General features: G+C 72.8%; 18 protein-coding genes. 4 read left to right on the top strand and 14 right to left on the bottom strand.

The genetic code is table 11. From position 1 onward, the window contains the following. Nucleotides 1-272: integrase core domain-containing protein (locus A3CO_RS0119400; RefSeq protein ID WP_018333909.1), on the top strand; the 272-nt coding region annotated here is incomplete at its 5' end. Here A3CO_RS0119400 and A3CO_RS0119395 read toward each other — a convergent pair. From A3CO_RS0119395 to A3CO_RS35035, 4 genes are all read right to left on the bottom strand, one after another. Continuing rightward, nucleotides 269-733: a PPOX class F420-dependent oxidoreductase gene (locus A3CO_RS0119395; protein WP_026204778.1), complete on the bottom strand. Its 465-nt coding sequence runs from the start codon at nucleotides 731-733 to the stop codon at nucleotides 269-271. The genes A3CO_RS0119400 and A3CO_RS0119395 overlap by 4 nt on opposite strands. 84 nt (nucleotides 734-817) lie before the next feature. Next, nucleotides 818-1,747: a DUF389 domain-containing protein gene (locus A3CO_RS0119390; RefSeq protein WP_157647698.1), complete on the bottom strand. Its 930-nt coding sequence runs from the start codon at nucleotides 1,745-1,747 to the stop codon at nucleotides 818-820. Between the two features lie 105 nt (nucleotides 1,748-1,852). Further along, entirely contained in the window at nucleotides 1,853-2,350 is a 498-nt protein-coding gene (locus tag A3CO_RS0119385; protein ID WP_018333906.1) for a hypothetical protein, read from the bottom strand. 45 nt (nucleotides 2,351-2,395) lie between these two features. Continuing rightward, nucleotides 2,396-2,887 carry a MarR family winged helix-turn-helix transcriptional regulator gene (locus tag A3CO_RS35035; RefSeq protein ID WP_026204777.1) on the bottom strand — a complete coding sequence of 164 codons (492 nt, stop codon included), beginning with the start codon at nucleotides 2,885-2,887 and terminating at the stop codon, nucleotides 2,396-2,398. 90 nt (nucleotides 2,888-2,977) lie between these two features. On the opposite strand from A3CO_RS35035, the gene A3CO_RS0119375 reads away from it, so the two are divergent. Continuing rightward, a complete protein-coding gene (locus A3CO_RS0119375; RefSeq protein WP_018333904.1) occupies nucleotides 2,978-3,616 on the top strand; it encodes an FMN-dependent NADH-azoreductase in 639 nt (212 codons plus the stop codon). Between the two features lie 47 nt (nucleotides 3,617-3,663). On the opposite strand, the gene icmF is transcribed toward A3CO_RS0119375, so the two are convergent. Further along, complete coding sequence (gene icmF / locus A3CO_RS0119370) at nucleotides 3,664-6,900, bottom strand: fused isobutyryl-CoA mutase/GTPase IcmF (RefSeq protein ID WP_018333903.1); 3,237 nt, start codon at nucleotides 6,898-6,900, stop codon at nucleotides 3,664-3,666. Nucleotides 6,901-6,961: 61 nt separating this feature from the next. Beyond that, nucleotides 6,962-7,501: an NUDIX hydrolase gene (locus A3CO_RS33230; RefSeq protein WP_033414709.1), complete on the bottom strand. Its 540-nt coding sequence runs from the start codon at nucleotides 7,499-7,501 to the stop codon at nucleotides 6,962-6,964. A 210-nt stretch (nucleotides 7,502-7,711) separates the two neighbouring features. On the opposite strand from A3CO_RS33230, the gene A3CO_RS38760 reads away from it, so the two are divergent. Together A3CO_RS38760 and A3CO_RS0119355 are read left to right on the top strand one after the other, a co-directional pair. Further along, nucleotides 7,712-7,867 carry a hypothetical protein gene (locus tag A3CO_RS38760; protein ID WP_018333901.1) on the top strand — a complete coding sequence of 52 codons (156 nt, stop codon included), beginning with the start codon at nucleotides 7,712-7,714 and terminating at the stop codon, nucleotides 7,865-7,867. Between the two features lie 157 nt (nucleotides 7,868-8,024). Beyond that, the gene (locus A3CO_RS0119355) at nucleotides 8,025-8,561 is read left to right on the top strand and encodes a hypothetical protein (RefSeq protein WP_157647697.1); all 537 of its coding nucleotides are present in this window, start codon (nucleotides 8,025-8,027) and stop codon (nucleotides 8,559-8,561) included. On the opposite strand, the gene A3CO_RS0119350 is transcribed toward A3CO_RS0119355, so the two are convergent. The 8 genes from A3CO_RS0119350 to A3CO_RS0119315 all read right to left on the bottom strand — a co-directional run bounded on the left by A3CO_RS0119350 (nucleotide 8,524) and on the right by A3CO_RS0119315 (nucleotide 16,800). After that, nucleotides 8,524-10,338 carry a glycoside hydrolase family 15 protein gene (locus A3CO_RS0119350; protein WP_018333899.1) on the bottom strand — a complete coding sequence of 605 codons (1,815 nt, stop codon included), beginning with the start codon at nucleotides 10,336-10,338 and terminating at the stop codon, nucleotides 8,524-8,526. The two genes, A3CO_RS0119355 and A3CO_RS0119350, sit on opposite strands and share 38 nt — an antisense overlap. 56 nt (nucleotides 10,339-10,394) lie before the next feature. Further along, nucleotides 10,395-11,015: a hypothetical protein gene (locus A3CO_RS0119345; RefSeq protein WP_018333898.1), complete on the bottom strand. Its 621-nt coding sequence runs from the start codon at nucleotides 11,013-11,015 to the stop codon at nucleotides 10,395-10,397. Beyond that, nucleotides 11,012-11,530 (bottom strand): hypothetical protein, encoded by a 519-nt coding sequence (locus A3CO_RS35030; RefSeq protein ID WP_018333897.1) that lies wholly within the window; start codon nucleotides 11,528-11,530, stop codon nucleotides 11,012-11,014. The genes A3CO_RS0119345 and A3CO_RS35030 overlap by 4 nt, the downstream gene beginning before the upstream one ends. A gap of 59 nt (nucleotides 11,531-11,589) precedes the next feature. Continuing rightward, on the bottom strand, nucleotides 11,590-12,627 hold the full coding sequence (locus tag A3CO_RS33215; protein WP_018333896.1) for a nitronate monooxygenase: 1,038 nt from the start codon (nucleotides 12,625-12,627) through the stop codon (nucleotides 11,590-11,592). A 13-nt stretch (nucleotides 12,628-12,640) separates the two neighbouring features. Continuing rightward, on the bottom strand, nucleotides 12,641-13,210 hold the full coding sequence (locus A3CO_RS33210; RefSeq protein WP_018333895.1) for a 2'-5' RNA ligase family protein: 570 nt from the start codon (nucleotides 13,208-13,210) through the stop codon (nucleotides 12,641-12,643). Between the two features lie 82 nt (nucleotides 13,211-13,292). After that, nucleotides 13,293-14,267 (bottom strand): pseudouridine synthase, encoded by a 975-nt coding sequence (locus tag A3CO_RS0119325; RefSeq protein ID WP_018333894.1) that lies wholly within the window; start codon nucleotides 14,265-14,267, stop codon nucleotides 13,293-13,295. A gap of 115 nt (nucleotides 14,268-14,382) precedes the next feature. Continuing rightward, nucleotides 14,383-15,582 (bottom strand): acyl-CoA dehydrogenase family protein, encoded by a 1,200-nt coding sequence (locus tag A3CO_RS0119320; RefSeq protein ID WP_018333893.1) that lies wholly within the window; start codon nucleotides 15,580-15,582, stop codon nucleotides 14,383-14,385. 108 nt (nucleotides 15,583-15,690) lie between these two features. After that, nucleotides 15,691-16,800 carry an SDR family oxidoreductase gene (locus A3CO_RS0119315; RefSeq protein WP_245561543.1) on the bottom strand — a complete coding sequence of 370 codons (1,110 nt, stop codon included), beginning with the start codon at nucleotides 16,798-16,800 and terminating at the stop codon, nucleotides 15,691-15,693. Nucleotides 16,801-16,821: the final 21 nt, after the last annotated feature.

The raw sequence follows: 16,821 nt of genomic DNA, 5'->3' as shown, positions 1-16,821 counted from the left end.
GCTCCCGGGACTTCGCGGCTGCCCTGGCCGAGACCGGCATCGCCCACAAACGCACCCGGCCCTACCGTCCGCAGACCAATGGCAAGGTCGAGCGCTACAACCGCACCATGCTCGAGGAATGGGCCTACGCGGCGGCCTACCGCTCCGAGACCGCCCGCCGCGAGGCCTTTCCCCCCTGGCTGCACTCCTACAATCACCACCGCGGCCACACCGCGCTCGGCGGACACCCGCCCGCCAGCCGCGTGACCAACCTCAGTGGTCAGAACAGCTAGTCCTCGGACAGTCGGGCGGGGAAGCCGCCGGTGGCGATCGGGCCCCAGCGCTCGACGGTGAGGCGGATGAGGGTCTTGTCCTCCTTCGCCATGGCGTCCTTGTACTCGTCCCAGTCCGGGTGCTCGCCGGAGATCGAGCGGAAGTACTCGACGAGCGGGTCGAGCGCGTCGGGCATGTCGAGGACCTCGGCGGTGCCCTCGACGTGCACCCACGGGCCCTCGAAGTCCTCGGAGAGCATGCACATCGCGACGCGGGGGTCCTTGCGGATGTTCTTCACCTTGGCGCGCTCGGGGTAGGTCGACACCAGCAGGCGACCCTGTTCGTCGATCCCCACGGTGACCGGGCTCGTCTGGTCGCCGCCGTCGGAGCGCTTCGTGACGATCACGGCGTGGTGCCGCGTCCGGAGGAAGTCCACGAGCTGGTCGTGGTCGACTCGATCGTTCGTCGCAACATTGGCCACGAGATGACCTGAGGAGGTGGCTCCGCCCGGTGAGTACTTTTCCGTGCCGGAGCACGGAGAAGTACTCACGGGCGCGGAGCGCCCCTACGCGAGCGGCCGCCGTCCCCGGTGCATCAGCCGGTCCTTGCCGAGGATGACCAGGCCGCCCAGCACGACGACGAGCGCGACGTCCTCCCCGAGGCGCTGCAGGCCCTGCAGGGCGAGCCCGCCGTCCCGCGCGACCACGCCCATGCCGAGCACACCACCCGCGGGGACGAGGGCGAGGGCGATGAGCGCGCCCGCGAGGACGGCCTCGCGGAAGGACGTGATGATGATCAGCCCGGCGGCGGCGCCGCCCGCGGCGACCAGCCAGTCGGCGGCCGTGGGGTCGACGACGAGGTGCATGCCCTCGCTGCTCGCGATCGTCGACGGCGAGGCCAGACCCAGGGCGCGCAGCACGAGGAAGGCGAGCCCGCCCCCGACGGCGAGCAGCACGTAGCCGACCACCACCGAGACCACGGCGCGGCGGATCGCGTAGGCGCTGCGCCGGATCAGGGCGGTCGCCAGTTCACCGAGCGGCTCGAAGGCAGGGGCGAGCACGGCGGAGGCCGCGAGCGCGAGCGCCTGGGGGACCGGCGGCGAGAGCAGGCCCGCAACCGCGATCGCGCCGCCGATCGTCATGAGGAGCAGGTAGTTGACCGAGAGCCGGCCGTGGTGGCGCAGCGTGCGCTCGAACTCCTCCCAGGGCGACTCGTCGGCGTCGTCGTCGATCGCGCCCTGCGCCCCGGTGGCGACCAGGCTGTTCAGGCCGCCCGTCACGACGGCGATCGGCCCGTGCCGCTCCGCCTCCGCGGCCGTCGCGAGCACGGCGTCGATCGAGCGGTTGAGGGCGTGGACGGTGATGACGTCGCCCTCCGGCTTCACCCCGACGCCGCGCTCGACGTGCAGGGACAGCACGCCGTCCAGCTTCTCCAGCGCGCGGAGCGTCTCGTCGGTCGCCGTGCTCGGCACCGACATCTCGACCGTGTGGTGCACCGACGCCTCCTCGATCGCGGCCGCCGCCGACCGGGTGGCCGGAGGCGGACCGCGATACCCGAGCCGGACGAAAGGCACACACCGATCTCACGAGGGGCGGGCCCCTCAGTCGGCGACCTCGGTGAGGAAGAGCCAGGCGTTGGCCACCCCGCCGACGATCGCGATCACCGTCGACGGCACGAGCAGGTACACGCCCCACGCGTGGCCCGAGAGCGCCACGAAGGCCGCCGCGGCGATGAGGACGAGCGTCGCCACGTTGGGGCTCACGAGGTCGAGGGTGCGCGCCAGCGCCGGGGTCCGCGCCTCCCGCTTCGCGCGCCGGTCGAGCACGAGGAGGCCGCTGCCGGCGAGGACGACCAGCACGAGGAGCTCGACGCCGAACACGGTGAGCCCCTGGTCGGGGACCGCGAGGACGATCGACACGACCAGCGTCACCGCGAACAGCACCAGCGTCTGGCCGCCGCGGGAACGCAGGCTGATCGAGCGCCCGACCCGGTCGACGTTGATCGAGATGGCGACGAACAGCAGTCCCGTCAGCGCGGCGCTGGCACCGCCGGCGACGACGGCGAAGTCGACCCACCGCGCGAGGGGTGCCGTCTCCACCGCGTCAGCGTGCCACGCGACACCGAGGGCCCCGCACCCGGCGGCTCAAGCGGTGCAGGCCCCGTCGTCGTGCAGGTCCTGGGCGACCTGACAGGCCGACGGCTGGTCGGGGTCGGCGGTGGCGAGGCGGGCCAGGAGGTCCCGCAGGATGTCCCGCTCCTCGGGGCCGAGCGGGGCGAGCATGTGGTCCTCGGCGTCGCGCAGCTTGCGCTCGAGCTCGCAGAGGCGGGCGTGGCCGGCGTCGGTGAGCTCCACGCGGCGCGCGCGGCGGTCGGCCGGGTCGGGGCGGCGTTCGACGAGCCCCTCGGCCTGGATCTCGTCGAGCAGGTAGGTCATCACCGTGCGGTCGACGCCGAGCTTGCGGGCGAGCGCCAGCTGCGTGCTCGGTTCGCCGCGCCCGACGGCGGCGAGCACCTGGTAGCCGCGGGGGCCGCCCGGCAGCCCGCCCATCACCGTCTGTGCCGTCCGCAGGTGGGCACGCGCGACGCGACCCAGGGCCCAGCCCAGGTCGGACTCCACCTGCCGCGGCGTGCTCACCGTCGCAGGATACGCAGTTGCGCAGGGAATCTGTGCGGCAGATAGTCTGTTCGACAGAACATCTTCGGTTCCGCACGTCAGGAGATCGACATGAGCCTGCTCCGCATCGACAGCAGCATCCGTACGCAGGGCTCGGTGAGCCGGGAGGTGCTCGACAGCCTCGAGCGGTCCTACCTCGAAGCGAACCCCGGCGCCGAGATCGTCCGCCGCGACCTGGGGCGGGACCCGGTCTCCCCGGCGACGTGGGCGGCCGCGACCGCCGCGGGCATGACGCCGGAGGGCGAGCGCACCGAGGAGCAGCGGGCGGCCGTCGCCACCGCCGCCGCGCTCGCCGACGAGCTGGTGGCCGCCTCCGCCGTGGTGATCGGGTCGCCGCTCTACAACTTCGGGATCGCGGCCCACCTCAAGAGCTGGGTCGACCTGCTGATCACCGACCCGCGCTTCGCGCCCGGCTCCTCACCGCTGGCCGGCACCCCGGTGGTCCTCGTGGTCTCCCGCGGTGGTGGCTACGGCCCGGGGACGCCGCGCGAGGGCTGGGACCACGGCACCGGCTGGATCACTCGCATCCTGCGCGACGTCTGGGGCGCCGACGTCACGGTGGTGGAGGCCGAGCTGACCCTCGCCGAGGTGGTCCCGGCGATGGCCGAGCTCCGTCCGCTCGCCGCGCAGAAGCGGGCCGAGGCCCACGAGGCGGCGGCGAAGCTGGGGGTGGCGCTGCGCGCCTCGTGAGCACTTTCCGTGCCGATAGGCACGGAAAGTGCTCACAGGAGCGAAGCTCACATACTGCGCCGGTACTGCCCGCCGACCTCGAAGAACGCCTCGGTGAGCTGGCCGAGCGAGCACACCCGGGCGGCCTTCATCAGCTCGTCGAACACGTTCTCGCCGGCGGTCGCCGCGGCCTGGAGCCGGGAGATGGCCTCCGCGGACTCGCTCTGGTGGCGGGCCTGGAAGTCGTCGAGGCGCTGCAGCTGCGACGACTTCTCCTCCTCCGTCGCGCGGGCGAGCTCGATCTCCTTGGGCTCCTCGCCCTCGGCGTCCGCCGGCGGCAGGAACGTGTTCACGCCGATGATCGGCAGCGAACCGTCGTGCTTGCGGCTCTCGTAGAGCATCGACTCGTCCTGGATCTTGCCGCGCTGGTAGCCGGTCTCCATGGCGCCCAGGACGCCGCCGCGCTCCGCGATGCGGTCGAACTCGGCGAGGACGGCCTCCTCGACGAGGTCGGTGAGCTCCTCGATCACGAACGAGCCCTGCAGCGGGTTCTCGTTGAGGGAGAGGCCCCACTCCTTGTTGATGATCATCTGGATCGCGAGCGCCCGGCGCACCGACTCCTGCGACGGGGTCGTCACGGCCTCGTCGTAGGCGTTGGTGTGCAGCGAGTTGGCGTTGTCGTAGAGCGCGCAGAGCGCCTGCAGCGTCGTCCGGATGTCGTTGAACTGCATCTCCTGCGCGTGCAGGGACCGACCCGACGTCTGGACGTGGTACTTGAGCTTCTGCGAGCGCTCGTTGGCGCCGTAGCGCTCGCGCATCGCCACCGCCCAGATGCGGCGGGCGACCCGGCCGATCACCGAGTACTCGGCATCCATGCCGTTGGAGAAGAAGAACGACAGGTTGGGCGCGAAGTCGTCGACGTCCATGCCGCGGGCGAGGTAGGACTCGACGTAGGTGAAGCCGTTGGACAGCGTGAACGCCAGCTGCGAGATCGGGTTCGCCCCGGCCTCGGCGATGTGGTAGCCGGAGATCGACACCGAGTAGAAGTTGCGCACCTTGTGCGCGATGAACCACTCCTGGATGTCGGCCATCATCCGGAGCGAGAACTCCGTGGAGAAGATGCAGGTGTTCTGGCCCTGGTCCTCCTTGAGGATGTCGGCCTGCACCGTGCCGCGGACGTTCGACACGGCGTGGGCGACGAGCTCGGCGCGTTTCTCCTCCGAGGGTTCCTCGCCGTGCTCGGAGCGATGGGCGTCGACGACCTGGTCGATCGCGGTGTTGAGGAAGAACGCGAGCATCGTCGGTGCGGGGCCGTTGATGGTCATCGACACCGAGGTGGTCGGCGAGGTCAGGTCGAACCCGCCGTAGAGCACCTTCATGTCGTCGAGCGTGGCGATCGAGACGCCGGAGGTGCCGACCTTCCCGTAGACGTCCGGGGGAGTGGCGGGGTCGCGCCCGTAGAGCGTCACCGAGTCGAACGCCGTCGAGAGGCGCTTCGCGTCGGAGTCCTCCGACAGGTAGTGGAAGCGACGGTTCGTGCGGAACGGGTCTCCCTCGCCGGCGAACATCCGCGCCGGGTCCTCGCCGTCGCGCTTGAACGCGAACACCCCGGCCGTGAACGGGAAGTACCCGGGGAGGTTCTCGCGGCGCAGGAACCGCACGACCTCCTCCTCGGCGGTGAAGGACGGCAGCGAGACGCGGTTGACCTTGGAGCCCGACAGCGTCTCCTTGGTGAGCCGGACCCGGTTCTCCCGGTCGCGGACCGTGTAGACGAACTCGTCGCCCGCGTAGTCCTCCTTGGTCTGCTCCCACCCGACGAGCAGGTCGTGGGCCTCGCGCGGCAGGTCCCGCTCGGCCTCGTCGAGCACGGCCGGCAGCTCTCCGGCGTCGCGGTCGCCGAGCAGCTCGACGGCCTGCTTGAGCGCGGAGCGCTTCCGTGTCGCGACGACCATCGCCTCGGTGTCCTCGTGGTACCGGCGCACGGTGGCGGCGATGTCGGCGAGGTAGCGCTCGCGCTCGGCGGGGATGGCCGACCCGGCGAACGTGGAGACGCGGGTGTCGGGGATGTCGAGGTGGCCGCCGCCCTCGGCGAGGCCCTTCTCGGTGAGCAGCGAGACGAGCTTGCCGTAGAGCGCGGTGACGCCCTCGTCGTGGAAGGTGGCGGCGCTGGTGCCGTAGACCGGCATGTCCTCCCAGCTCGCGCCCCACTCGTCGCGGTTGCGCAGCAGCTGGCGGGCCACGTCACGGCGGGCGTCGTCGCCGCCGCGCCGCTCGAACTTGTTGATCGCGACGACGTCGGCGAAGTCCAGCATGTCGATCTTCTCGAGCTGGGAGGCCGCACCGAACTCCGGCGTCATGACGTAGAGCGAGACGTCGGCGAACTCGACGATGCCCGCGTCGCCCTGCCCGATGCCCGGGGTCTCGACGATGACCAGGTCGGCCCCGGAGGCCCGCAGCACGGCGATGACGTCGGCGAGCCGCTCGGGCAGCGCGGTACCCGAGCCCCGGTTCGCCATCGACCGGAAGGCGACCGGGCCGCCGAGGGCGTTCATGCGGATGCGGTCGCCGAGCAGGGCGCCCCCACCCCGACGACGGGTCGGGTCGACCGCGAGCACGGCCACCTTGAGCTTGTCCTCACGGTCCATGCGGGTGCGGCGCACCAGCTCGTCGGTGAGCGAGGACTTGCCCGACCCGCCGGTGCCGGTGATGCCGAGGACGGGGACGTGGCGCTCGGAGTTCGCGGCGTCGACCCGCTCGCGGACGTCGTCGGGCAGGACGCCCGACTCGGCCATCGTCACGGCACGGGCGACCACCGCGCGCTCGCCGGTGAAGAGCCCGTCCCACGACGACGGGGCCTGCGCGCCGAGGTCCTCGTCGCACTCCCGGATGATGGTGTTGATCATGCCCGGCAGGCCCAGCTGCTGGCCGTCCTGCGGGGAGAAGATGCGTGCGACGCCGTGGGCGTGGAGCTGGTCGATCTCGCGCTGGACGATGACGCCGCCCCCGCCGCCGTACACGCGCACGTGGCCCGCGCCGCGCTCGCGGAGCAGGTCCACGAGGTAGGTGAAGTACTCGACGTGACCGCCCTGGTAGGAACTGATCGCGACGGCGTGCGCGTCCTCCTCGACCGCGGCCGAGACGACGTCGTCGACCGAGCGGTCGTGCCCCAGGTGGATCACCTCGGCGCCCTGCCGCTGCAGGATGCGCCGCATGATGTTGATCGCGGCGTCGTGGCCGTCGAACAGGCTGGCCGCGGTCACCACCCGGATCGGGTTGTTCGGCACGTACAGCTGCGCTTCGGCCATGGTCGCGTGATCCTCGATCGCCGGGGATGGTCGGGTACCCGTCCCATATTAGTAGGACGTCCTAGTAATTTCCAGGACCCGTGACCGGTCCTCGGGAACGGGATTCGGCCACGTACTGCAGCAGGCCGACGAGGGTCCCCGAGCCGAGCAGCTCACCGGCCGCGGCCAGGCGCACCACGTCCGCGACGGGGATCCACTGCGCCTGCCCGGGCTCGTGCCGGTCCAGCGGGGCCTCGCTCCGTTCGGCGTCGGTCCAGAGGTGGACGTGCACGGTCGAGACGACCCCGCCGGGCAGCGGCTGGAAGGAGATGAGGGGCCGCCCGGGGCCCTTCGGCGCCCACCCGGTCTCCTCGGCGGTCTCCCGGGCGGCGGCGACCGCCGGATCCTCGCCCGGGTCCACCCCACCCCCCGGGAGCTCCCAGCCGTAGCGCCCCACCGGGTAGCGGTAGGTCCGCAGCACGAGGACCTCCTCGTCCCGGACCACCACCGCGACCGCGACCGACGGCAGGTGCACCACCGGGTAGTCGAAGCGGTCGCCCTCGGGGGCGGTCACGTCGTGCAGGTCGACGCGGATCGTGGCGTCGTCGTCGTCCGTGGTCACCGTGAGGGGCGCTCCCCAGACCGTGGTCACCTCATGCGTCGCCCAGGCGTCGGCGGGAGTCACACGCGTCCCTTCTGTCTCAACACGCGACGTGGGGTCAGATCGGGCCTCACTCGCGTGGGTGAGATGTCGACCATGTGTGTGTTCGGTGTGACGCTCGGGTACTTCGCGATCGCCGGTCAATCGGCCGGCTCTACACGAGGGAGTGTCATGATCATCCTCGGCATCATCCTGCTGATCGTCGGGTACATCGTCCCGATCTCCGTGCTGACCTACATCGGGTGGATTCTCGTCGTGGTCGGCCTGATCCTCACCATCCTCGGCGCAGTGGGCCGTGGCGTGGGCGGGCGCAAGACCTTCTTCTAGATCCGGTGTCCCGGGGAGCGGGGGCTACCCGGGCACGATGTCGCGAACGCCCGTCCTCGGCGAGGAGGGCGGGCGAGCGCTTCACCCTGCGTGATACTGCATGGCGATTTACGCCAGTCTGCTTCTCCTGAGCTTCACGGAGCGTCACGATGGCTCCATGACTCTTCCTGCGTACCCCGGTCGCCACGCGACGTTCGACGCGACCACCGTCCTACCCGTCGTCCCGCCCGCCGGTGCCCCGCCGGGCCGGCCCACCGTGGTCGAGGCGGCCTTCTGGACCATGGTCGCGCCCGCGGCCCTCGGTGTCCTGGGCTCGCTCGCCGTCGCCGGCTTCACGCTGATCTGGGCGCTCGGCTACAGCGCGCTCGAGCTCTACCTCACCGCGGCCGTGATCCTGGTCCTCGGGGTCGGCGCCAACGTCGCCTGGTTCCTCCTCGGTCTGCGGATGCGCACCGGCTCGACGACGGCCCGCGTCGGGTACGCCGCCCTGACCGCCCTCGGCGCGCTGGTCACGGCCGTCGTGTGTGTGCCGCTGTGGATGACGCTGGTGCCCCTGGTCGTCCTCGGGTGCCAGGTGACCGTCCTGGTGCTGCTCTTCCTGCCGGAGACGAACGCCTGGTTCCGGGCCGTTGACCCGATCAGCCCGGTCGGCCCGATCAGCCCAGTGCCCGGTCCAGGTTCACCGCGGCGCTGATCAGCCCCAGGTGCGTGAGGGCCTGAGGGAAGTTGCCCAGCTGCTCACCCGAGGCGGAGAGCTCCTCGGCGAACAGGCCGACGTGGTTGGCGTAGGTGAACGCCTTCTCCAGCACGTTGCGGGCCCGGTCGAGGCGTCCCGCCCGGGTGAGCGCCTCCACGTACCAGAACGAGCAGAGGTTGAAGGTGCCCTCCTCGCCGTCGAGCCCGTCGGATCCGTCCGGCGGGTACCGCTGCACCAGCGAATCGACGACCAGATCGTCCTCGATTCGTCCGAGGGTCGAGAGGAAGCGGGGATCGGTCGGCCCGGAGAACTTCACCAGCGGCAGGATCAGCAGCCCCGCCTCCACCTGGTCGGTACCCGGGAACTGCGTGTACGTGCCGAGGTCGCCGTCCCAGCAGTCGCGCTGGACCTCCTCGTAGGCCTCGGCGGCGGCCTTCTCCCACGCCTCGACCGGGGCGGGAAGTCCGCGCTGCCGGGCGAGACGCAGCGCTCGCTCGAACGCCACCCACACCATCACCCGCGAGTAGGTGTGGAACTGCGGCTCGCCGCGGGACTCCCAGAGCCCCTGGTCGGGCAGGTGCCGGTTGCGGTCGAGCCAGTCCAGCGAGCCGCGGACCCGGGTCCACAGGTCGTAGGAGATCGGCGTCTCCTTGTTCGCGATGTAGACCGAGTCCATCACCTCGCCGTAGGTGTCGAGCTGGCGCTGCGACCCGGCGGCGTTCCCGATCCGCACCGGGCGCGACCCGCGGTACCCCGACAGGTGGGTCAGCTCGAGCTCCTCCGGCGGCGGGGCGCCGTGCACGGTGTAGACCGGCAGGAGGCCCGACTCGTCGTCCGCCTCGGCCATCCGCTGCTCGAGCCACGACAGGAACGCCCGGCCCTCCTCGACGAACCCGAGCCGCATGAGGGCGTACGACGTGAACGCGGCGTCGCGCAGCCACGCGTAGCGGTAGTCCCAGTTCCGCTCCCCGCCGATCTCCTCGGGCAGCCCGGCGGTCGGCGCCGCGATCAGCGCCCCCGTCGGGCGGTGCACCATGAGCTTCAGCAGCAACACGGAGCGGTGCACCATCTCCCGCCAGCGACCCGCGTACGTCGAGCGGGCCAGCCACTGCTGCCAGTACGCGAGCACGGCATCGCGGCGCCGGTCGGCCTCGTGCTCGCCGGGGACGTCGACGTCGTTGCGGTGCGGCGCCTCGTCGTGCCAGGTGAGCAGGAAGTCCGCCGCCTCGCCCGCACCCAGGTCGATCTCCGCCACGACGGCGGGTCCGGTCGCGTCGGGGTCGTCGGCCACCCGCAGCTCCGCCGACGTGCGCAGCACCAGTGCGCCGGACCCGTCGTCGGGAAGGAAGACGGCACCCACCCCGGGCAGCAGCTCCAGGCGGTGACGCACCCGGCCCCAGTCGAAGGCGGGCGCGCAGCGCACGGTGAAGCTCTGCCGACCCCGGACGACCCGGACCGTCCGCACCAGCGGACGCGTCCCGTCGTCCTCGGGGTCCATCAGGTCGACGACCTCGGCGACCGAGTCCGCGTCGAGGAAGCGGGTCATCAGGACGTTGGAGTCGGGCAGGTAGAGCTGCTTGGTGCGCGTGCACGAGCCCGGGCGCACCGTGAACGCGCTCCGCTCCGCCCCGGCGCCCTCCTCGGTGAGCAGGGCGGAGAACACGGCGGGGGAGTCGAAGTCGGGTAGGCACGCGAAGTCGATGCTGCCGTCGGTGCCCACCAGGGCGACCGTCCGCAGGTCGCCGATCACGCCGTGGTCCTCGATGGCCAGCATGATCGGGGTAGTACCCCGTGGGAGCGATCTCGACCTTATCGCCCCCGCGGCGGTCATCACCGCTTGCGGGCGTTCTTCGCCTTCTCCTTCGCGTTCGCGACGTCGAGCGCCTCGGCCTTCGCCGCGGCGGCCTTCCGCTCCGCCTCGACCGCCTCGGACTCCGCCTCGACGCGCGCCCGACGGGCCTCGTGCGCGTGGGAGTCGGCGACCTCCTGCGCGCGCTGCTCGTCGCGCTGCGCGGCCTGCTTGCGCTCCTGCTCACGCTGCCGCTCCTGCTGCTCGCGGCGCTGCTTCTCCGCCTCGAGCCGCTGGTGCTGCTGCTGCTCGGCCTCCCGGGCCTTGCGGCGGGCCTCCTGGTCGCGCTCGCGGCGCTGCGCGAGACGGTCGTCGGCGACCTCGCGGCGCGCCTGCGCGGCCTGGTCGCGCTCGGCTGCCTCGGTCCGCTGCGCCACGCGCGCGTCGGTCACGTCGCCCTGGGCCGCCAGGCCCGGGTCGCCGAGCAGCGACCCGAGCACCTGCCGGACGCCGCCCTCGACGGCGTCGACGGCCAGCACCGGCCCCCACTCCTTGTTGCCGCCGTTGCCGGTGACCTGGGCCAGCAGCCCCACCGGTAGGCGCACCACGCCGAAGCCCAGCGAGATCACGGGCCCCGCCACCGCCGACACCGGGTTGCTCATCGGTCCTCCTCGACCTGCTCGAGCGTGCGCGCCGACCGGCGGGCCTCCTCGGCCCGCTGCTCCTCGTCGCGCACGCGTGACTCCGCCTCGCCCCGCTCGCGCACGGCCGCGGCCTCGTCGCGCTGCGCCGCCCGCTCCTGGGCCTGGGCCGTCTGCGAGACCGCGCGCTCGCGCTGCGCGGTCTCGGTCTCGATCCGCTCCTCGCGGGCCTCGCGCTCCGCCTCGGCCCGCTCCTCGCGCTCGCTGCGGACGTCCCCGGCCGCCAGGCGCTCGCGCTCCACGCGCAGTTCCTCGGCGCGGGCCTGCGCCTCGGCCTCCTCGCGCTTCTGCCGGGCCTGTGCCTCGGCGCGCTGCGCGTCCTTCTCCGCATCCGCGCGCTCGGCCTGCAGCTCGCCCTCGGCGCGCAGCGTGTCGTTGCCCGTGACCGTCCCGGCCGCCTTCTTCACGGCCCCCGCGAGCCGCTGGCCCGCACGCTCGGTCTTGCTGGTGTCGGTGGGTTCGGCACCGTCGGACATGGGTCGTCTCCTCCCGTTCGGCGCGCGGTGGTACCCGAACCGCCGAGGAGGAACGCGTCCTATCGGAGCAGGCCCTGCACCACGTCGGCGGCGGGTCCGGTGGTCGCCCGGCGGAAGTGCACCCCGGCCCAGAGGTGCAGTCGCGTGACGTCCCCGGCCCTCGCGGCGGCCGCGCGCACCGGTCGGGTCAGGTGGTGCAGCTCCGGGTAGGCCGCGGGCGCGGCCGGGCCGTGCTCGACGGCGAAGCGGTTCGTCAGCGCCCGGGCGGCACGGCCGGTGAACGCGCGGGTGACCGTGGTGCCGGAGAACTCGGGGTCGGCGAGCGCGTCGCGGTGGGTCGTCGACGTACCCGCCTCGTCGGTGCGCAGGAACGCGGTTCCGAGCTGGACCCGCTCCGCCCCGGCGTCGAGGGCCCGCCGGACCCCGGCGGCGTCGGCGACCCCGCCCGCCGCGACCAGCGGCAGCGCCGTGACCGGCCGGATCGCCCGGAGCAGGTCGAGGGTGTCGAGGTCGTTCGGCTCGGCCGCGACCGTGTGCGTGCCGCGGTGACCGCCGGCGTCCGTGCCCTGCACGACCAGCCCGTCGAAGCCCGCCGCCGTGGCGGCCCGGGCCTCCTCGACGCCGGTCACGGTGGCGACGAGACGCGCCCCGGTGGCGCGCAGCGCGGCCAGGCAGGCGTCGTCGGGCAGGGCGAAGGTGACGCTGATGGTGTCCGGCGGATGGGCGGCCAGCACCCGGAGCTTGGCGTCCAGGCCCGGGCCGGCGTCCGGCTCGGAGGACGGGTACGGGTCGCCGAGCTCGACATGCAGCGCGTGGGCCTCGCCCGCGATGCGCCTCGCGTAGGCCTCCACGGCCCGTTCCCGACGGAGCAACCGAGCACGCCGATAGGGAGCCGGGGCGCTGCGGTCGGGCAGGAACAGGTTCACCCCGAACGGGCGGTCGGAGCGCTGTCGCAGCTGGGCCAGCTGGGCCGCGAGCGCGTCGGCCGTGAGGTAGCCGGCGGCGAGGTACCCGAAGCCGCCCGCGTCGGCGACCGCCGCCACCAGCGCCGGGGTGGAGGGGCCGCCCGCCATCGGGGCCGCGACGATCGGGTTCACCGTGCGCCCCCGATCACGCGGTTCCTGCTGGTCCGGACGGGTCCGACCGGTCGAAGCCGAAGTCCCCCGCCGCCTCCCACGGGCCGCCACGGTAGTGCCACAGCGCGAGGGCATCGACCTCGGTGTCGTAGGGGACGTGCGTCTCCCGGACGACCTCGAGGGTCCGGCGGGCCTCGTCGGGGCTGACCTTGTTCTGGATCGTCACGTGCGGACGCCACCGCCGGGCGTCTTGGTCGGTGAGGTCGGCCTCGAACCGCTTCGCGATCGCGCCGCGGATCCCCTCCAGGGCCGACGACTGCAGCCGCAGCCCCACCCCGCGCCCGAGCTTGAACGGCTCGTCGACCCGGATCGCGGGACGCGGCCCGCGGGTCAGCCGGGCGAGCTGGGTCCGCACCTCGTCGAGCAGATCGCCGGGCAGGGCGTGGAACAGCGTGATGTGCGCACCCACGTGCAGCCGGTCCGCCGGGAACCAGCGACGACGCTGCGCGTCGAGGTCGGCCTGGGCGTCGGGGACGAGGACGGCGGAGACGATCAACGGGTCGGGCACCGGGGCGAGGTACCCGCTCCGACGGGCGAGGTGCACACGGGGCCCTGCCTCACGGACGTCTCGCGTCGGCGGGCCGGCCGGACGGTCGGCGAGGTGCGCAGGAGGCACGTCGGCGGACTCAGCCCGGGGCGGGATGCACCTCGCGGGGGCCGGCGAGCCACCCCGTCGGGTCGTCCCACGCCTGCAGGGTGCGCTGCGAGTGCACCGTCACGGGCGTGCCGGTCGCCGGGTCGGGCCAGCTCAGGGTCCGGGCGAGCAGTTGGAGCGGCGTGCGCAGGTCGTCGAGCGGGACGTCACGCAGCTCGGGGTAGAACGGGTCGCCGAGGATCGGGATGCCGAGCGAGCACAGGTGCAGCCGCAGCTGGTGGGTGCGCCCGGTGCGCGGGGTCAGCCGGTACCGGGCGATCGGTCCGAGCTCCGCGTCGTCCCGGTGGTCGACCAGCTCCACGAGGGTCTCGGCGTTGGGCTCGCCCTCGACCTCGCGGGCGGTGACGATCCCGCGCTCCTTCACGATCCGGGACCGGACGACCTGAGTGGCCGGCAACTCCGGGTCGTACCGCGTCACCGCCTCGTAGGTCTTGGACACCCCACGGTCGCGGAACAGGTTCTGGTACGTCCCCCGGTCCTCGCGGCGGATCACGAGGAGCACGAGCCCCGCGGTGACGCGGTCGAGGCGGTGGGCGGGGGAGAGGTCGGGCAGGCCGTGCTCGTCGCGCAGCCGGACGAGCGCGGTCTCCCGCACGTGCCGGCCGCGGGGGATGGTCGCGAGGAAGTGCGGCTTGTCCGCGACCAGGACCCGGTCATCGCGGAAGGCGACGTCGATGCCGAACGGCACCGGCACCTCGTCGGGAAGGTCGCGGTGGAACCACACCGACCCGCCGCTGACGTACGGCGCGTCGGGCGGCAGCGGGCCCTCGGCGTCGTGGAAGCGCCCGGCGTCGAACATGGCGTCGACCTGCGCCGCGGGCAGCGGGACCCGCGTCACCACGTGGTCGCGGATCGTGGCCCACTCGTCGGACACCGGCAGCCGCATCCGCGCCGGGTCGAGCCCGAAGCGGGGCGGCAGGGATTCCGGGGGGCGCACGACCTCCATTGTGAGCGAAGGGGCCCTTCGGTCGACGTATCCGCCCGTGGGCGCCCCTCGCCAGCGGCCATCCGATGGGCGACGGGCGCCCACGGCCCGTCCATCCGACCGACGGTGCCTTCGCTCAGTCGGCCAGCAGCGCGTCCGACACGATCTTGCGCTGGATCTCCGACGTTCCCTCGAAGATCGTCGTCAACCGGGCGTCCCGCCAGTAGCGCTCGGCCGAGTACTCGGTCGTGTAGCCGTTGCCGCCGAAGATCTGCAGCGCCCGCGACGTCACGCGCTCCGCGGTCTCGGACGCGACGAGCTTGGCCTGCGAGGTCTCGACGTCCGCGCGGACGCCGGAGTCCACCAGCCACGCGGCGTGCAGGTAGGTCTGCCGGGCGGCCTCGACGTCGGCGGAGAGGTCGGCGAGCGCGTGCCGGATCACCTGCTGGTCGCCGATCGGGTGCCCGAACTGCACGCGCTGCTTCACGTAGGCGATCGCGTCCTCGACGGCGCCACGCGCGAGCCCGACCGCCCGCGCCGCCGTCTGGACGCGCGCGGGTCCGAGCCACCGCAGCGACTCCTTGAACCCCTGGCCCTCGTCCTGTCCGGTGTCCTGCAGGGCGTCGAGCGGCAGCCGCAGTCCGTCGATTTGCAGCTCCCACGTCGTCAGGCCGTAGTAACCGATCTTGTCGATCGGCGTCCCCGTGACGCCCTCCGGGAACTCGCCGCGGGCCTTCTCGACCAGGAACAGCTCCAGCCCGTCCGACCGGCCGTGTCCCTCACGCGGCTCGCGGGTGCGGGCGAGCAGGTGCAGGAAGTCGGCGCGCTTCGCGTGCCCGACCCACCGCTTCGTCCCGCTGACGACCCAGTCCTCGCCGTCGCGCTCGGCGTGGCACCCGACGTTCGCCAGGTCCGACCCCGCCGCCGGCTCGGAGAACGCGATCCCCCCGATCCACTCGCCGCGCGCCGAGCGCTCGAGCAGGTCCGGCCGACCCGCACACCCGGTGCCGTTGCCGCGGGCGATGATGCTCGCGACGCTCATCCACGCCCGCGCGAGCTCCTCGCAGATCAGCGCGTACTCGAGCACGCCCAGGCCGAGCCCGCCGTGCTCGCGGTCGATCATCACGCCGAAGTAGCCGAGCTCGGCGAGCCGGGCCATCAGCTCGTCGGGGATCTCGGCGCGCTGCGGGTCGAGCTCGTCGGCGACCGGCAGCACCTCCTCCATCGCGAACGTCCGCGCGGTGCGCTGCAGCTCCAGCCGCTCCGGGGTGAGGTACACGCTCGCCGCGGGCGCGAGCGTCTCGACGCCCTCGAGGTTCTTCCGGCTCCAGCTCATGATCCTGCTTTCCCGACGCCGACCCCTCCCGCCACCTCCGTGGCGGAGGTCACCGTGCGACGACTCCCTTCCCGACGCCGGCCCCTCCCGCACCTGCGCGGGCGGAGGTCACGTCCGGACGTGCGGGACGATGCGGTCGGCGGCGAGCCGGTCGAAGACGGCCGCGAACGCGTCGAGGGTCCGGACGTACCCGGTGAACCCCGCGAGCCGCGAACGGGTCATGTCGGTGACGCACTCGATGTCGCGCCCCAGGTCGCCGTCGGTGTGCCAGAACGAGGCGACGCGGTCGAGGTCGGACTCGACGAGGTGCTCGCGCTCCGCGATCCGCGCCCACACGTCGCCCAGACCCGCGGTCTGCTCCTCGAGCGGGCGCACGGTGCCGTCGAACCCCTCCGCCTTCACCCCGAGCAGCTCGGCGAGACGCGGCCACATCCAGCGCCAGCGGAAGACGTCGCCGTTGACCACGTTCAGCGCCTGGTCGTGGGCCGACGGCGACCCGGTCGCCCAGATCATCTGCTCGGCGGCCTGACCGGCGTCGGTCATGTCGGTCAGCCCGTCCCACTGCTGCTGCGAGCCGGGGAAGGTGAACGGCCGACCGGTCTCGCGGCACAGCGCGGCGTAGGCGGCCAGCGTCGAGGCGATGTTCATGGCGTTGCCCACGGCGTAGCCCACCACCGTGTGCGCCCGGTGCACGCTCCAGGAGAACCGGTGCTCGCGCGCGGCGGCGAACAGCTCGTCCTCCTGGGCGTAGTAGAAGTTGGGGTACTCGAGGCGCGGCTCGGTCTCGACGAACGGCGTCTCCGGCATGTCGCCCTGCCCGTAGGCCTCGAACGGCCCGAGGTAGTGCTTGAGCCCGGTCATCAGCGCGACGTGCTGCACCGTGCCCTCGGCGCCGGCGGCGGCGAGCACGTCGCGCACCATCCCGCCGTTGACCCGGATGTTCTCCTCCTCGGTGTCCTGACGCGCCCAGGCGGTGAGGAACACCGAGGTCGGCCGGGTCCCGGCGAGCGCCTCGCGCAGCGCGTCGGCGTCGGTGAGGTCCGCGTGCAGGCCCTCGACCTCCCGGACCGGCGACGACGAGCGCCGCGACAGGCCGAGGACGTGACCGCCGCGGACGGTGAGCCGCTCGGCGAGGGCGTGGCCGACGATGCCGGTGACGCCGACGATGAGGGGACGGGAGAGCGCGTGCATGGGGCGCGGGTGCCCCGCCGCTCGCACGGTTGAACCCTTGACCATTGC

The sequence above is a fragment of the Actinomycetospora chiangmaiensis DSM 45062 genome (genome assembly GCF_000379625.1).
Taxonomy (GTDB): domain Bacteria; phylum Actinomycetota; class Actinomycetes; order Mycobacteriales; family Pseudonocardiaceae; genus Actinomycetospora; species Actinomycetospora chiangmaiensis.
The sequence above is the reverse complement of the archived record's forward strand: the minus strand, read 5'-3'. Positions and strand labels throughout refer to the sequence as shown.

Excerpts from the sequence above, each read along its gene's own strand:
- A3CO_RS38760 (WP_018333901.1), top strand. The coding sequence starts at position 7,712 with ATGATCATCCTCGGCATCATCCTGCTGATCGTCGGGTACATCGTCCCG.
- A3CO_RS0119345 (WP_018333898.1), bottom strand. The coding sequence starts at position 11,015 with ATGAGCAACCCGGTGTCGGCGGTGGCGGGGCCCGTGATCTCGCTGGGC.
- A3CO_RS0119355 (WP_157647697.1), top strand. The coding sequence starts at position 8,025 with ATGACTCTTCCTGCGTACCCCGGTCGCCACGCGACGTTCGACGCGACC.
- A3CO_RS0119320 (WP_018333893.1), bottom strand. The coding sequence starts at position 15,582 with ATGAGCTGGAGCCGGAAGAACCTCGAGGGCGTCGAGACGCTCGCGCCC.
- A3CO_RS35030 (WP_018333897.1), bottom strand. The coding sequence starts at position 11,530 with ATGTCCGACGGTGCCGAACCCACCGACACCAGCAAGACCGAGCGTGCG.
- A3CO_RS0119325 (WP_018333894.1), bottom strand. The coding sequence starts at position 14,267 with ATGGAGGTCGTGCGCCCCCCGGAATCCCTGCCGCCCCGCTTCGGGCTC.
- A3CO_RS0119375 (WP_018333904.1), top strand. The coding sequence starts at position 2,978 with ATGAGCCTGCTCCGCATCGACAGCAGCATCCGTACGCAGGGCTCGGTG.
- icmF (WP_018333903.1), bottom strand. The coding sequence starts at position 6,900 with ATGGCCGAAGCGCAGCTGTACGTGCCGAACAACCCGATCCGGGTGGTG.
- A3CO_RS0119350 (WP_018333899.1), bottom strand. The coding sequence starts at position 10,338 with ATGCTGGCCATCGAGGACCACGGCGTGATCGGCGACCTGCGGACGGTC.